Here is a 14,974-nt window from a genome sequence, read left to right as displayed (position 1 = left end):
CAGGATTCTGCCAGCCATCGCCAGCAGCCGCAGCAGGGCAGGGGCGATGGCCGAAACCATCATCTAGGGAGCAAAGAACATGTCTTATTCCGAAAAAGTACTCGACCACTATGAAAACCCCCGCAACGTCGGCGCCTTCGAAAAGGGCGACGACACCGTGGGCACCGGCATGGTCGGCGCGCCGGCCTGCGGCGACGTGATGAAGCTGCAGATCAAGGTGGGCGCGGATGGCGTCATTCAGGATGCCAAGTTCAAGACCTATGGCTGCGGTTCGGCCATCGCTTCGTCGTCGCTGGTGACCGAATGGGTCAAGGGCAAGACTCTGGACGAAGCCCTGTCCATCAAGAACACCCAGATCGCTGAAGAACTGGCCCTGCCGCCGGTGAAGATCCACTGCTCGATCCTGGCCGAAGACGCCATCAAGGCTGCCGTGCAGGACTACAAGGCCAAGCACGGCGAACAGCAGCAAGCCGCCTGAGCGGCTTGACGGGCAGGACAGCAAGGCCGTTTTCGATTTCGTAAGGCAAGCATCATGGCAATCACGTTGACAGAGAAGGCAGCAAAACACATCAGCCGCTACATGGAGCGCCGTGGCAAGGGCATCGGCCTGCGCCTGGGTGTGCGCACCACCGGCTGCTCCGGCCTGGCCTACAAGCTGGAGTATGTGGATGAACAATCGTCCGAAGACACCGTCTTCGAGTCGCATGGCGTGCGCGTCTTCGTCGATCCCAAGAGCTTGCCCTACATCGATGGTACCGAGCTGGACTTCGCCCGGGAGGGACTGAACGAAGGATTCAAGTTCCAGAATCCGAACGTCAAGGATGAATGTGGCTGCGGCGAAAGCTTCCGCATCTGACCTGGATCTTCAGTTTCTTGTCGATGCCGTCGTACCGGCTTTGTGGTGCAGGCGGCCCCAGTGCTTAGCCGGACCGTGATAGCCCTGTGAGGGCCTCGTGATTGCTCCCTGCGGGGCCGACCTGGTCACCGTCCGCCGTCCCTGATGTGCCAAGCCTGTTGCAGTCCGACAGGCTTTTTATTTTTCAGCCATGCAAAACCACTTCGATCTGTTCCAGCTGCCGCAACGTTTCGCCATCGACCAGAAGGCGCTGGAGCAGGCTTTCCACAGCGTGCAGGGCCAGGCGCATCCGGACAAGTTCGCACACGCCAGCGATGCCGAAAAGCGCGTGGCCATGCAGTGGGCCACACGTGCCAACGAGGCTTACCAGACGCTGAAGAACCCGTTGAAGCGCGCCCGCTACCTGTGCGAACTGCACGGCGTAGACCTGCAGACCGAATCCAACACCGCCATGGCTCCCGCTTTCCTGATGCAGCAGATGGAATGGCGCGAGACGCTCGACGACGCCAAGGCCGGCAAGGACATCGATGCCCTGGAGCAGCTCAATACCGAACTGCTGACCGAGAAGAAAGCCGAGATCGCGCGCATCGAAGCGCTGCTGGATGTGGGCGACTACGCCGGTGCCGGCAAGCTGGTGCGCCAGCTGATGTTCCTCGACAAGTTCGGGGCCGAGATCGGCGATGCCTTTGCCCTGATCGAAGGCTGACCGGAGACGCACGATGCCCGATCTGTTCCTGTTCCTGCTGGCCGCGATGACGCTGACCCTGGCACCGGGTCCGGACAACATCTACGTGCTCACGCGCGGCATCGCCCAAGGGCGCAAGGCCGGGCTTGTGGCTGCTGCCGGGTTCTGTTCGGGACTGATCTTTCATACGCTGCTGGCCGTGCTGGGTTTTGCTGCCCTCATCAAGGCTTATCCGCCGGCCTACCACGCGCTGCAATACGCGGGTGCCGCCTATCTGGCCTATCTGGGTGTGCGCACGTTGCGTTCGGCTTCCAGCGGCATCGCGATGTCGGCAGACGGGCAGGGCGCTGCGGCGGTCCCGCTGCGCCGCATCTATTGGCAGAGCGTGCTGGCCAATATGCTCAACCCGAAGGTGACGTTGTTCTTCATCGCTTTCCTGCCGCAGTTCGTGCAGCGCGAGGCTGGTCATGAAGCACTGCAGATGCTGATATTGGCGCTGGTGTTCATTGTCCAGGCCTTCGTCATCTTCAGCGCCATCGCGCTCTTTTCCGGTGCCGTCGGTGCGGTCTTCCGCCGTCGCGCTTCCGCTTCCGTTCATCTGAATCGCCTGGCAGGCTGTGCCTTCATCGGCCTGGGCATCCGGATGGCCTTACCTGAATAACGGCGAGTCACTTCGCCCCAACGCTCCACGACGAGTCCACACCTTATGGCTTTACTGCAGATTTCCGAACCGGGCATGTCCACCGCGCCACACCAGCGTCGTCTGGCCGTCGGCATCGACCTGGGCACCACCAATTCGCTGGTGGCGACCGTACGCAACAGCATTCCCGAAGTCCTGGCCGATGATGACGGCCGCGTGCTGCTGCCCTCGATCGTGCGCTACCTGCCCAACGGCCATGCCAACATCGGCTACAAGGCCCAGGCCGCGCAGACCATTGATCCGCGCAATACCATCGTCTCGGTCAAGCGTTTCATGGGCCGTGGCCTCAAGGACATCGCCCACGCCGAGAACATGCCCTATGACTTCCAGGACCAGCCCGGCATGGTGCAGATCAAGACCGTGGCCGGCGTGAAGAGCCCGGTGGAAGTCTCGGCCCAGATCCTGGCCACACTGCGCCAGACCGCTGAAGATGCCCTGGGCGACGACCTGGTGGGTGCTGTCATCACCGTGCCTGCCTACTTCGATGATGCCCAGCGCCAGGCCACCAAGGACGCGGCGCAACTGGCCGGTCTCAATGTCCTGCGCCTGCTCAATGAACCGACGGCGGCCGCGATCGCCTACGGCCTGGACAATGCCTCCGAAGGGATCTTCGCGGTCTATGACCTGGGTGGCGGTACCTTCGATATTTCCATCCTCAAGCTCACGCGCGGCGTCTTCGAAGTGCTGGCGACAGGCGGCGATTCGGCCTTGGGCGGGGATGATTTCGATCATCGCCTGTTCTGCTGGATCAGCCACGAGGCGCAACTGCAGCCGCTGTCGGATGAAGACACGCGCCTCCTGATGGTCAAGGCGCGCGAAGTCAAGGAGCTGCTCTCCACCAAGGATGAAGTACAGATCGATGCCGTGCTCAAGTCCGGCGAAGAAGTGCACCTGTCGATTACCGCCGCACAATTCAACGAGATCACCCAGCACCTGGTCGCCAAGACCATGGCGCCGGTACGCAAGGCCCTGCGCGATGCCAGCCTGACGGTGGAAGACGTGGATGGCGTGGTGCTGGTCGGCGGTGCTACCCGCATGCCGCACATCCGCCGTGCGGTGGGCGAGTTCTTCAAGACCAATCCGCTGTCCAATATCGACCCCGACAAGGTGGTGGCGCTGGGTGCGGCCGTGCAGGCCAACCTGCTGGCCGGCAACCGTGCGCCGGGTGACGACTGGCTGCTGCTGGACGTGATCCCGCTGTCGCTGGGCATCGAGACCATGGGTGGCCTGGCCGAGAAGGTCATCCCGCGCAATTCCACCATCCCCTGTGCCCGGGCCCAGGAATTCACCACCTTCAAGGATGGCCAGACCGCCATGGCGATCCACGTGGTGCAGGGCGAGCGTGAGCTGGTGGCCGACTGCCGTTCACTGGCCCGCTTCGAGCTGCGCGGCATTCCGCCGATGGCCGCCGGTGCGGCGCGCATCCGCGTGACCTACCAGGTCGATGCCGATGGCTTGCTGGCCGTGTCGGCGCGCGAGATGACCTCGGGCGTGGAAGCCTCCATCACCGTCAAGCCTTCGTATGGCCTGGGTGACGATGAAATCGCCCGCATGCTGCAGGAATCCTTCAGCTCGGCCGATGAAGACATGCAACGCCGCGCCCTGCGCGAAGAACAGGTCGAAGCCGAGCGCATCGTCCTGGCCACCCGTTCGGCCCTGCAGGCCGATGCCGCGCTGCTGTCGGAAGAAGAGCGCGTGGCCATCGAAGCGCAGATCGAAGCCGTGACGGCCGCCGCGCAAGGTGCGGATCACCTCGCCATCAAGGCGGCGGTGGATGCGCTGGCGCATGGCACGGAAGAATTCGCCGCACGGCGCATGGACCGCAGCGTCCACGCCGCGCTGGCCGGCAAGAAACTGGACGAAGTCGCGTAAGCGATGTCGTCACCCCGAATACTGTAGACACGATAGACAAGACACGAGAGCCACCATGCCCCAGATCGTCATCCTCCCCCATCCGGTCCTTTGCCCTGAAGGCTCGGTGATCGATGCCCCCGCCGGCAAGACCCTGTGCGATGCGCTGCTGGACAGCGACATCGACATCGAGCACGCCTGCGAAAAGTCCTGCGCCTGTACCACCTGCCACGTGGTCATCCGCGAAGGTTTCGAGACCCTCGATGATCCGACCGACAAGGAAGAAGACCTGCTGGACATGGCCTGGGGCCTGGAAGCGACGTCCCGCCTGTCTTGCCAGGTGGTGCTGGGCGAAGACGACCTGACCGTCGAAATCCCCAAGTACACCATCAACCACGCTTCGGAGAATCACTGATCTTCCGAGGTTTTCGTTCGGTGCCATGGCACCGGGGAGACTGACATGAAATGGACTGATACCCAGCAGATCGCCGAGGAACTCTACGACAAGTTTCCCGAGGTCGATCCCAAGACCATCCGCTTTACCGACCTGCATCGTTGGGTGATGGAGCTGGAGGGGTTTGAGGATGATCCCAATCGCTCTGGTGAGCGCATTCTGGAAGCCATTCAGGCAGCGTGGATTGCCGAGGCGGAATGACTCGGACAGCTGCGGTAAAAGCGAAAAGCCGCATCGATTCGATGCGGTTTTTTTACGTTTGACGTATCTGCGATCTCTGCAAAATATCAGACGAAGAGATCAGGAATCCCTCTTGCCCCCGCAGCATATTGTGGAAAAATTTTCTCCAATGCCTGATCCGGGATGCGCATATGCCGCTCCGACAGCGCACACAAGACCGCCCGGAAATCCGTCGTGATCGCCAGGTCGCGCCCCTCGTTCAAGGCTGTCTGATTCAGCCCCGGCCACTGACCATAAATCTTGCCGCCGCGCAGATTGCCCCCCATCAGCCACATCGCATTGCCGTGGCCATGATCGGTCCCGCCGTTGCCATTCTCCTTGAAGGTGCGGCCGAATTCGGACATCACCACGATCACCGTGTCATTGAAGGCTGGCCCCAGTTCACGCGCCAGCGTGGCCAGGCCCGTGGCCAGCGGCGACAGACGCCCGGCTAACTGGCCGGTCCCGTTGCCTTGTGCAATGTGCGTATCCCAGCCCCCCACGGCCAGGAAGGCCAGGCGGATGCGCGGATCATGCCGCATCAGCCGGCCCAAGCGTGCCGTATCCATGGAGAGCCCATTGGGCAGCGGCGCGCCGTTGTTGGCCATCTGCTGCTCCTGGCTGTTGATCTCGGCCATGAGCTGCTTGCGCGCGGCCATGCCATCGCGATAGGCCTTGCCCAGCGCATCATCACCGCCATACAGCGGATCGAAGACCTGGCTCCAGCGCGGCTGGTCAATCATGCTCGGACGCGTGGCATCGCGCCCGGTCTGCAGATTGGCCGCCACGTTGTGGCCGCTCAGGATGCGCGGCGTGGCGCTGCCGACGTTGATGGCCTGCAGTGGCGACTCGGCCGGCGGCAGGTAATCCATCACCCGGTTGAGCCAGCCATCGCGCGTGCTGTGCTGGCCGGGTGTGCCGGTTTCCATATAGTCCTGCGCTTCGAAGTGCGAGCGCGAGCCATCGGGCGAACCCGATGCATGCACGAAGGTCAACTGCCCGCTTTCCCAGTACGGCATCAGCGGCTGCAGCGCCGGATGCAAACCGAAGTAACCGGTCAGGTCCAGCGCGCCGTTGGCCTGGCCGGGACGTGCCACCGCAATGGTCGGACGCGCCTGGTAGTACAGCGGATCGCCATGCGGCACCACCACGTTGAGGCCATCGACGGCCCCGCGCAGGAACACCACCACCATGCGCGGCGCACCGTCACCCTGGGCATGCGCGCGCGGGGCAGGGGAGCCGTAGGCCACCTTGCCGGGCGTGTGGTTGCTGCGGCTGATGGTCTGGTCGCCGGTCGGCACGACAGCACAGCCGGACAAGCCGATCGGCACCAGGATGGCGCCGCTGCCGGCAGCGCCCAGATAACGGAGAAAATGGCGGCGGTTCATGCTGGCCTCCAGCGGTTAGCGTTTCATGAAATCGGGACTGCCCAGGACCAGGCCTGCACGCTGGTTCTCAGGTGCGGCATTGATCTGTGCGGCGGTGGCCGGCGTGATGGCCGGGCCGAGGGTGCGCAGCAAGGCCGCTGCGTCCAGCGGCGGAGCCTCCGTATTGGAGGGCGCAGGCGCGCCTTCCACGCGGGCGATCGGCGACTTGCCGCTGGCCAGGTTGCCGGCCAGATTGATCCGCCGCAGCAGCGCGCCGGGATTGAGCCAGGCCGCCTGCGAATACTTGTAGCCCTCGGGCGTGAGCCAGCCATACAGCGGCATGCCGAATTGCCCCAGTTCGCCATTGACCGGCTTGGGATTGCGCACCGGAATATCACCCGCGCGCAGGGCCGAGACCACAAACTGGTACGGCGTCTTGAATTGCGTCTGGTAATTGCTGCGGGCCCAGAATTGCGGACTGTCGAACAGGGTCTGCAACACGGCCCGGATATCGCCATGGCTGGCCAGGAATTTCTGCGCCAGCTTGTTCACCAGCGCCGGATCGGGTTGGTCGGCGACGAAGTATTCCACCAGCTGGGTCGAGATGAAGCGTGCCGTCGACGGATGATTGGCCAGGATGTCCAGCGCCGCCTCTCCTTCCTGATAGCCGCTCGCCTGCAGCGGTTTGCCGAGGAAGATCTTGGGGCCGTTGTCATGCCGTTGCGCGGCGAAGCGGAAGGGCGAGGCACCGGCCTTCATGGCGTCCACATCGATGGTCCAGCCGGAGAGAATGCGCGCCAGCGTGATCACGTCGGCCTGCTGATAGCCACCATTTACGCCCAGCGTATGCAGCTCCATCAGCTCGCGTGCGTAGTTCTCGTTGAGCCCCTTGAAACGCCCGCGCGCACCGGGCGTGCCGGCACCGCTGGAGAGCCAGTTGTCGAGGTAGTAGAGCATCGCCGGATGATGCGCCACCGCCCCCAGCAGATCGCGGAAGTTGCCCAGGGCATAGGGGCGGATGGCGTTCTTTTCATAGTCGCCCACCCAGTAGCGCACCCACTCCTTGCCTTCGAAGACGTTGAAGTGATTGGCCCAGAATTCCGTCATGACTTCTTCCAGCTGGCGCGGGCTTTCGCTGGCCTGCAGCAGCCGCGCCATGTGGAATTGCGGCGTCAGTTCGCGCGGCGCGCGCTGGCGCGCGGCCTGCTGCTCTTCCTTGCTGGCGCTGCGGTCGAAGGAGGGCGGGCCATAGTCGACGAACAACTGTGCCGGCGTCATCTGCAGCCCCGGCAGCGCCGCCAGGCGCGCCTGCAAGTCATCGGGCAGGGGGATGCGCTCGGGATGCAGTTGCTGGTCGATGTAGCGCTTCACGCCCATGCGCTCCACCTGCTCCAGATCGCCGGGACGCGGGCCATAGGCGAGCCGGTTGAGTACGTGCAGGGCGCGCTCCTGTTCCGACAGCGGGGCACTGGCGGAAGTCGGTCCAGCCGCCTGGGCCTGCCCCAAGGTGCAGGCAACCAGTGCCAGCATCAGCCAGGCTGAACGTGAAGGAAAAAGCTGCTTGAAGGGCGCTTGCATCGACGAGCCTCGCGAGGTCGAAAATTGGGGAGAACAGCTGCAGGCCAGTATGGTGATGGACTTGCACGCGGGCTGTAATAAAGTGTAATGCGCGGGTCTGGCCGCACCGCGATCCCGTGCTGCTGCGGCCGAGCGCCACTGTAGCGCAGCAAGCATTGTTCTTCATACAGGGTGTTACAAAGCTGACGCCTTCGTCAGCTTCCCGCAAGCGCGGTAAAGTATAAAAATTCTGCGATTTGTCACTGTTTTTCAGACGATTCTTATGCGCCGGAAGGCGGCGCTCGACCACAATAACGCCTTCGTCAGCGGCTGCATCAGAAGGGGGGCTGATGATGCACCGCAGCGGCTTCACATGATCAGAATACGAGGGGATAGCGCATGACATGGACCTTGGCATCGGCGTTGCGCATCGCGCTGCTGGACGACCACGCCGTGGTGCGTTACGGCCTGGCCAAGCGTCTGGCCGAGGAGCCGGATTTCACCGTGGTCGGCGCTTTCGCCACCAGCAAGGAGCTCATGGCAGCCCTGCGCGCCTCGCCGGCCGATCTGCTGCTGATCGATTATTCGCTGGGCAGCAATGACATCGACGGTCTCAACCTGATCCGCGCCTTGCGCGTGCGCTTTCCGCGTTCCAAGATCCTGGTGACCTCGGCCGACAGCAGCCCGGCGACGGTGGCCATGGCGATGAAGGCGGGGGCACGCGGTTTCGTCAGCAAATCGCAGGAGCTGGCCGAACTGATCCTGGCCATCCGCACCATCAGCCGGGGACGCGAATATCTCAACAGCTCCATGACCCGCGAGCTGGCCATCATGCAGGCCGCCGAAGCGGCCACGCGCAGCCAGCCCGAAGTGCGCCCGCCGCGCCGGCGACCGCGCGGCACCGACGTCTCGCCGGACTCGCTGTCGGACATGCCCAGCCTGTCGCCGCGCGAACGGGAAGTCCTGCGCTGCTGCCTGGACGGCATGTCGGTCACCGACATCGCGGAAAAATTCGCACGCAGCGTCAAGACCATCAGCGGGCAGAAGCAATCGGCCTTCCGCAAGCTGGGCGTGCGCAGTGACAACGAACTGTTCAAGATCGAATACCAGATCAAGGAGCTGTAAATGCCGCACCAGAGGGAAAGCGCCACTACCGGGCAACGTGAACCGGCCGTGCTGCTGGTCGATGATTCCGTCACCATTCGTTACGCCATCCAGAACCGCCTGCAGCGGCTCGGCTGCCAGGTCGATTGCGTGGCCGATGGCGGCAGCGCATTGGCCGCCATCCGGGCGCGGCCCTACGGGCTGGTGCTGCTGGATTGCTTCCTGCCCGACATTCCCGGTCAGGAAGTCGCCCGCCAGGTGCGGCAGCTGGAACAGACGCAGCGCCAGCGTCCTTATACGCCGCTGATCGGCATTTCCGCCGAAACCGATGCCCTGCATGTGCAGCGCTGTCTGGACAGCGGCATGGACGGCATGCTTCCCAAGCCCTTGCAGACCCAGGCCATCCGGCGCCTGCTGGCCCTCTGGTGCGATCTCGACAATGAGGAGGATGGCCAGGCCATGACGCCTGAACAGGAATATGGACAGGATCTGGACCGGCTCTTCCTGCAAACCACCCGCAACGATCTGGCGGCGCTCGAACAGGCCAGCCTGCAGGGCGACAGAGGAAGGATGGTGCAGCTCGCACATCGCATGAAGGGAGCCGCCCTGACCATGGGCCGACTGGAACTGGTGGCGCTGCTGGATTGCGTGGAAGAAGCGCTGCGCGCCGAGGCCGATGGCCAGGCCGCCATCAGCCTGCTGCTGCAGTCGCTGGCCAGTGCCCTGCAGGCGCGCAGCCTGCAGGCCTGATTCCGTCAGATTCGTTCAGGCACCCGCCCACGGCAGGCCGGCCTTGCACCAGCCCTCGATGGTCTTGCGGTGGCCGTTGGCGTCCTTGTTGCCTTCAAAGCCTTCCAGGATATCGAAGCACTGCGTGTAGCCGTTTTCCGTGGCCAGCTTGGCGGCATGCTTGGAACGCACGCCCGAGCGGCACAGGAACAGCAGCACTTCACCGGGCCGGGCGACTTCCTGCAGTTGTTCGAGGAACTGCGGATTGGGCTTGCCCTCGGGGTAGAGATTCCATTGCACGGCCAGATGCTGTCCGGACGGGATCTGGACCACGCCGACCCAGTCACGCTCGGCGCGGGTGCGCACGTCGACCAGCTTGATGGCGGGATCGGACTGCAGCAGGGCCAGGGCTTCCTGCGGGGTCACGGCACCGGCATAGGGCAGTTGCCCGTCGGTCGCGCGTTGGGTGGCAGTGCTGAGAATCGAATCGTTGCTCATGGGTAAAGCCTCTGAAGAAGAAAGAAGCGCGTACAAGGAAGCGCAGGAATGCCGGTGAAAGCCCCTGAAGCGCAACGAAGCCAGTGAAGGCAATGTGCACCCAGGGGAGATGATTTTAAACAATATAAACAGTTAGGCAATTTTCCCAAGCTGGTGCACGCATGGCAGTTCATCCGGGGGCTGCCCCAACACGGCGCATGCGCTATAGTGGTGCAATTCATATCCAAATCCACGAATATGCATTTTATTGGTGCGTTATTGGTAAATCGCACTAAAATAATGCATATCTGCAGTGCCTCTGCACCGCGCGCAGCGCCCCAACTGGCGCGTCCTCCCTAAAAACTTCCATTATTGGCGCACCCGAAAGGTTGGTGGCATGGAATCTGCTATCATCCGCGACTGAGTTCGGCGCAAGACCGTTGTATCAAATGCAAAGATCCAGTCGCAGAAAACGGCTCAACACCCCAATTTATACTACTTCCTCGTTTTAGGAGATTCGCATGGCAAGGACGGCCGCAGAGGTTTTGAAGATGGTGAAGGACAACGAAGTCAAGTTTGTCGACTTCCGTTTCGCTGACACCCGTGGCAAGGAACAGCACGTTTCCGTGCCTGTTTCGCATTTCGACATCGACAAGTTCGAATCCGGTCACGCCTTCGACGGTTCGTCGATCGCCGGCTGGAAGGGTATCGAAGCCTCCGACATGCTGCTGATCCCGGACCCGAACACCGCCAACATCGACCCGTTCATGGAAGAGACCACCCTCTTCATGCAATGTGACGTGATCGAGCCGTCCGACGGCAAGGGCTACGACCGCGATCCGCGTTCCATCGCCAAGCGCGCTGAAGCCTACCTGAAGTCCTCCGGCCTGGGCGACACCGCCTACTTCGGTCCGGAACCCGAATTCTTCATCTTCGACGGCGTCCGTTGGGGTGCTGACATGTCCGGTTCCTTCGTCAAGATCGACTCCGAAGAAGCTTCCTGGAGCACCGGCGCCAAGATCGAAGGCGGCAACTCCGGCCACCGTCCGACCGTCAAGGGCGGCTACTTCCCGGTTCCCCCGGTCGACAGCTTCCAGGACATGCGTTCGGAAATGTCCCTGATCCTGGAATCCCTGGGCATCCCCGTCGAAGTGCACCACCACGAAGTTGCTGGCGCTGGCCAGAACGAACTGGGCACCAAGTTCTCGACCCTGGTCGAGCGCGCTGACTGGACCCAGACCCTGAAGTACGTGATCTGGAACGTCGCCCACACCTACGGCAAGACCGCAACCTTCATGCCCAAGCCCCTGGTTGGCGACAACGGCTCCGGCATGCACGTGCACCAGTCGGTCTGGAAGGATGGCAAGAACCTGTTCGCTGGCGACGGCTATGCCGGCCTGTCCGAGTTCGCGCTGTACTACATCGGCGGCATCATCAAGCACGCCAAGGCCCTGAACGCGATCACCAACCCCGGCACCAACTCGTACAAGCGTCTGGTCCCCGGCTTCGAAGCTCCGGTCAAGCTGGCCTACTCGGCCCGCAACCGTTCCGCTTCGATCCGTATCCCGCACGTGGCGAACCCGAAGGGCCGCCGCATCGAGACCCGTTTCCCGGATCCCCTGGCCAACCCGTACCTGTGCTTCTCGGCCCTGCTGATGGCCGGTCTGGATGGCGTGCAGAACAAGATCCACCCGGGCGAAGCTGCCACCAAGGACCTGTACCACCTGCCGCCGGAAGAAGACAAGCTGATCCCGACCGTCTGTGCTTCGCTGGATGAAGCCCTGGAGCACCTGGACAAGGACCGCGAGTTCCTGACCCGTGGCGGCGTGTTCACCGACAGCATGATCGATGCCTACATCGAGCTGAAGATGCAGGAAGTCCAACGCTTCCGCATGACCACGCACCCGATCGAATTCGACATGTACTACTCGCTGTAATCGAATCCGCATCCGGAGAAAAAGGGGAAGCTTGCTTCCCCTTTTTTTATGCGCGGCGCACCGCCTGCTGCAGGGCAGTGCGCCCGAAAATTGCTAGTCAAAACAGATCCAGTACAACATCCGCCGCGGCAAGCCTTTGCAAGATGCAGCCAGACCGGCACGAGACGACATGACCCCAGGCATCAAGAATCCTCCCATGAAGACACCGCTCCCATCCCTCGATGGCCTCGACCTGCTGGCCTCGGCCGTGATCATCCTCGATGCCAATGGCGGCATCGTCTACGCCAACGCCGCCGCCGAGAACCTGCTGGAGAGCTCCTTCAAGGTGCTCTCGCAGCAGAAGCTCTCGGAGCTCTTCCTCAATGGCAAGGAGCTGACCGCGCTGTTCTACCAGGCCATCGAACACCAGTTCGCCGACAAGCGCCTGGACCTGGTGCTGGAGCGTGCCAACCGCGAGCCGCTGCAGGTCCACACCATCGTCACGCCCCTGGACAGCACCGACTGGCCGGTGCTGCTGGAGCTGCGCGAGAACGTCCAGCAACTCAAGCTGGACCGCGAAGAGCGCATGTTCGACCAGAGCCAGGCCAACAAGGAACTGATCCGCAACCTGGCCCACGAGATCAAGAATCCGCTGGGCGGTATCCGTGGCGCCGCCCAGCTGCTGGAGCTGGAGCTGCCCGAGCGCCACCTCAAGGAATTGCGCGAATACACCCAGGTCATCATCAAGGAAGCCGACCGCCTGCAGACCCTGGTGGATCGGCTGCTGGCCCCGCACCGCCACCCGCACATCGTGGGCGACGTCAACATCCACGAAGTCTGCGAACGCGTGCGCAGCCTGGTGATGGCCGAGTTCCCGCAGGGGCTGACCATCAAGCGCGACTATGACCTGTCGATCCCCGAATTCCGGGGCGACAAGGAGCAACTGATCCAGGCCGTCCTGAACATCGTCCACAACGCAGCGCAAGCGCTGGCCGACCGCATCCGTGCCGGTGATGGCGAGCTGATTCTGCGCACGCGCGTCTCGCGCCAGGTGACGCTATCCAAGGTCAGATACCGGCTGGCACTAGACTTGCATATCATCGATAACGGTCCGGGCATTCCTCCCGACATCCAGGAAAGAATCTTCTATCCGCTGGTGTCGGGTCGCGAGGGAGGCAGCGGACTGGGGCTGACCCTGGCGCAGACCTTCGTGCATCAGCACATGGGTGTCATCGAATGCGACAGCCGGCCCGGTTGTACCGATTTCAGAATACTTATACCGCTGCCGTGAGCATGGCCGCAGGCGGCGCGCCAAAGCCGAGTGGATGCAGGGCATCCGGTCCACCAAGGGGGCTGCGGACAGGGCGTCAGAAGCGCCGTGGATCGCGGGAGCATTAACAGCATGACCAACGCAGGAAGAAGTTATTTATGAAGCCAATCTGGATTGTTGACGACGACGAATCGATACGCTGGGTGCTCGAAAAAGCCCTGGCCCGAGAAAATCTCGCCACGCAGAGTTTTTCCAGCGCACGCGATGCGATGGCAGCCCTGCAGAACGGCACGCCGCAAGTGCTGGTGTCCGACATCCGCATGCCCGGTGCCTCCGGCCTGGAACTGCTGCAGACCATCAAGGCCAAGCACCCCGGCATCCCGGTGATCATCATCACCGCCTTCTCGGACCTGGATTCGGCGGTCTCCGCCTTCCAGGGCGGCGCCTTCGAATACCTGGCCAAGCCCTTCGACGTCGACAAGGCGGTCGAACTGATTCGCCGCGCGCTCGACGAGAGCCTGCGCGAAACCGATATCGAACAGGGCGCGGCCCAGACCCCCGAAATCCTCGGGCAGGCCCCTGCGATGCAGGACGTGTTCCGCGCCATCGGCCGCCTGTCGCAATCCAACGTGACGGTGCTCATCACCGGCGAATCCGGTTCCGGCAAGGAGCTGGTGGCGCGTGCCCTGCACAAGCACAGCCCGCGCGCCAGCCAGCCGTTCGTGGCGCTCAACACGGCGGCGATTCCCAAGGACCTGCTGGAATCCGAACTGTTCGGCCATGAACGCGGTGCCTTCACCGGCGCGCAAGCGATGCGCCGTGGCCGTTTCGAACAGGCCGAGGGCGGCACGCTGTTCCTCGATGAAATCGGCGACATGCCGCTGGACCTGCAGACGCGCCTGTTGCGCGTGCTGTCCGACGGGCACTTCTATCGTGTCGGCGGCCATCAGTCGCTGAAGGCCAATGTACGCGTCATTGCGGCCACTCACCAGAACCTGGAGCAGCGTGTACGTGAAGGTTTGTTCCGGGAAGACTTGTACCACCGCCTGAACGTGATCCGCCTGCGCCTGCCCAGCCTGCGCGAACGCAGCGAAGACATTCCCATCCTGGCCCGCTACTTCCTGGCACAGAGCGCGCGCCAGCTCGGCGTGGAAGCCAAGCGCCTGTCGCCGCAGGCGATGCAGTTCCTGTCGCAGCTGGAATTCCCCGGCAACGTGCGCCAGCTGGAAAACCTGTGCAACTGGATCACCGTGATGGCCCCGGGCCAGACGGTCGAGATCAAGGACCTGCCGCAGGATCTGGTGGAAGAACGCGTCCATGCACCGCAACCGGCGCAGACCGTTTCCGCGCCCGCCTCGGCGGCTGCCGTGGCCGCTCCGGTGGCGTATGCCGATCCGGCGTCCGCCGCTGCACCGGCGGATGCAGCGGCTGGCAACTGGATCTCGCTGCTGGAAGTGGAGGCGGCGCAGATGCTGGCCTCCGAACAGCCCGAGGTGATGGACATCCTCGGCCGCCAGTTTGAAGCGGCGCTCATCAAGATCGCCCTGAAACACACCCACGGCCGCAAGAACGACGCTGCCGTGCGCCTGGGCATCGGCCGCAACACCATCACCCGCAAGATCCAGGAACTGGGGATCGGCGGCGCGGAAGACGACTGATCCGCAGCGCAACCATCAAGCAGGGGAGGTCTGCCCGCGTGCCGCCGCGTGGGCAGCATCAGCAAGGGGAAGAGGCGGCGGCCACAAAAAAGGAAATGGCCTGGATCGCGAGATCCAGGCCATTTTTATTG

At 63.0% G+C, this 14,974-nt stretch carries 15 protein-coding genes; 12 read left to right on the top strand and 3 right to left on the bottom strand.

What is annotated here, in order from left to right; translation table 11 throughout:
• Window positions 1-79: 79 nt before the first annotated feature.
• The 7 genes from iscU (at window position 80) to iscX (ending at window position 4,747) form a co-directional block, all read left to right on the top strand.
• Window positions 80-478, top strand: a complete 399-nt coding sequence (iscU, locus tag J2X56_RS07515) for a Fe-S cluster assembly scaffold IscU (protein WP_034331342.1) — start codon at window positions 80-82, stop codon at window positions 476-478.
• A 54-nt stretch (window positions 479-532) separates the two neighbouring features.
• The gene (iscA, locus tag J2X56_RS07510; protein WP_006712826.1) at window positions 533-856 is read left to right on the top strand and encodes an iron-sulfur cluster assembly protein IscA; all 324 of its coding nucleotides are present in this window, start codon (window positions 533-535) and stop codon (window positions 854-856) included.
• A gap of 190 nt (window positions 857-1,046) precedes the next feature.
• Window positions 1,047-1,562, top strand: coding sequence for a Fe-S protein assembly co-chaperone HscB (gene hscB / locus J2X56_RS07505; protein ID WP_121042133.1), 516 nt, complete (start codon window positions 1,047-1,049; stop codon window positions 1,560-1,562).
• A 13-nt stretch (window positions 1,563-1,575) separates the two neighbouring features.
• Window positions 1,576-2,202, top strand: coding sequence for a LysE family translocator (locus J2X56_RS07500; protein ID WP_121042131.1), 627 nt, complete (start codon window positions 1,576-1,578; stop codon window positions 2,200-2,202).
• 45 nt (window positions 2,203-2,247) lie between these two features.
• Window positions 2,248-4,113: a Fe-S protein assembly chaperone HscA gene (gene hscA, locus J2X56_RS07495; RefSeq protein WP_310159252.1), complete on the top strand. Its 1,866-nt coding sequence runs from the start codon at window positions 2,248-2,250 to the stop codon at window positions 4,111-4,113.
• 55 nt (window positions 4,114-4,168) lie between these two features.
• Window positions 4,169-4,507 carry an ISC system 2Fe-2S type ferredoxin gene (gene fdx / locus J2X56_RS07490; RefSeq protein ID WP_013235088.1) on the top strand — a complete coding sequence of 113 codons (339 nt, stop codon included), beginning with the start codon at window positions 4,169-4,171 and terminating at the stop codon, window positions 4,505-4,507.
• Between the two features lie 45 nt (window positions 4,508-4,552).
• A complete protein-coding gene (gene iscX / locus J2X56_RS07485) occupies window positions 4,553-4,747 on the top strand; it encodes a Fe-S cluster assembly protein IscX (protein ID WP_034331339.1) in 195 nt (64 codons plus the stop codon).
• Window positions 4,748-4,833: 86 nt separating this feature from the next.
• Here the strand turns inward: iscX and J2X56_RS07480 are convergent, their stop codons facing one another.
• Both J2X56_RS07480 and J2X56_RS07475 read right to left on the bottom strand, forming a co-directional pair.
• Complete coding sequence (locus J2X56_RS07480) at window positions 4,834-6,153, bottom strand: DUF1501 domain-containing protein (RefSeq protein ID WP_310159248.1); 1,320 nt, start codon at window positions 6,151-6,153, stop codon at window positions 4,834-4,836.
• 15 nt (window positions 6,154-6,168) lie between these two features.
• Window positions 6,169-7,662, bottom strand: a complete 1,494-nt coding sequence (locus tag J2X56_RS07475; RefSeq protein WP_252695237.1) for a DUF1800 domain-containing protein — start codon at window positions 7,660-7,662, stop codon at window positions 6,169-6,171.
• Window positions 7,663-8,088: 426 nt separating this feature from the next.
• Between J2X56_RS07475 and J2X56_RS07470 the strand changes: the two genes are divergently transcribed.
• Together J2X56_RS07470 and J2X56_RS07465 are read left to right on the top strand one after the other, a co-directional pair.
• Window positions 8,089-8,814: a response regulator transcription factor gene (locus tag J2X56_RS07470; protein ID WP_310159245.1), complete on the top strand. Its 726-nt coding sequence runs from the start codon at window positions 8,089-8,091 to the stop codon at window positions 8,812-8,814.
• Complete coding sequence (locus J2X56_RS07465) at window positions 8,815-9,543, top strand: response regulator (RefSeq protein ID WP_121042121.1); 729 nt, start codon at window positions 8,815-8,817, stop codon at window positions 9,541-9,543. It begins immediately after the preceding gene.
• Between the two features lie 15 nt (window positions 9,544-9,558).
• Here J2X56_RS07465 and J2X56_RS07460 read toward each other — a convergent pair whose 3' ends face one another.
• Entirely contained in the window at window positions 9,559-10,020 is a 462-nt protein-coding gene (locus J2X56_RS07460) for a rhodanese-like domain-containing protein (RefSeq protein ID WP_204725676.1), read from the bottom strand.
• A 500-nt stretch (window positions 10,021-10,520) separates the two neighbouring features.
• On the opposite strand from J2X56_RS07460, the gene glnA reads away from it, so the two are divergent.
• The 3 genes from glnA (at window position 10,521) to ntrC (ending at window position 14,843) form a co-directional block, all read left to right on the top strand.
• Entirely contained in the window at window positions 10,521-11,936 is a 1,416-nt protein-coding gene (glnA, locus tag J2X56_RS07455) for a type I glutamate--ammonia ligase (protein WP_034331334.1), read from the top strand.
• 196 nt (window positions 11,937-12,132) lie between these two features.
• Window positions 12,133-13,206: a nitrogen regulation protein NR(II) gene (glnL, locus tag J2X56_RS07450; protein WP_034331333.1), complete on the top strand. Its 1,074-nt coding sequence runs from the start codon at window positions 12,133-12,135 to the stop codon at window positions 13,204-13,206.
• Window positions 13,207-13,343: 137 nt separating this feature from the next.
• Window positions 13,344-14,843, top strand: coding sequence for a nitrogen regulation protein NR(I) (gene ntrC / locus J2X56_RS07445; RefSeq protein ID WP_121042117.1), 1,500 nt, complete (start codon window positions 13,344-13,346; stop codon window positions 14,841-14,843).
• The last annotated feature ends 131 nt before the right edge of the window (window positions 14,844-14,974 follow it).

The organism is Herbaspirillum sp. 1173, assembly GCF_031455335.1.
Classification (GTDB): Bacteria; Pseudomonadota; Gammaproteobacteria; order Burkholderiales; family Burkholderiaceae_D; genus Herbaspirillum; species Herbaspirillum huttiense.
Note: the sequence above shows the minus strand (reverse complement) of the source record. Positions and strands in the feature narration are given on the sequence as shown.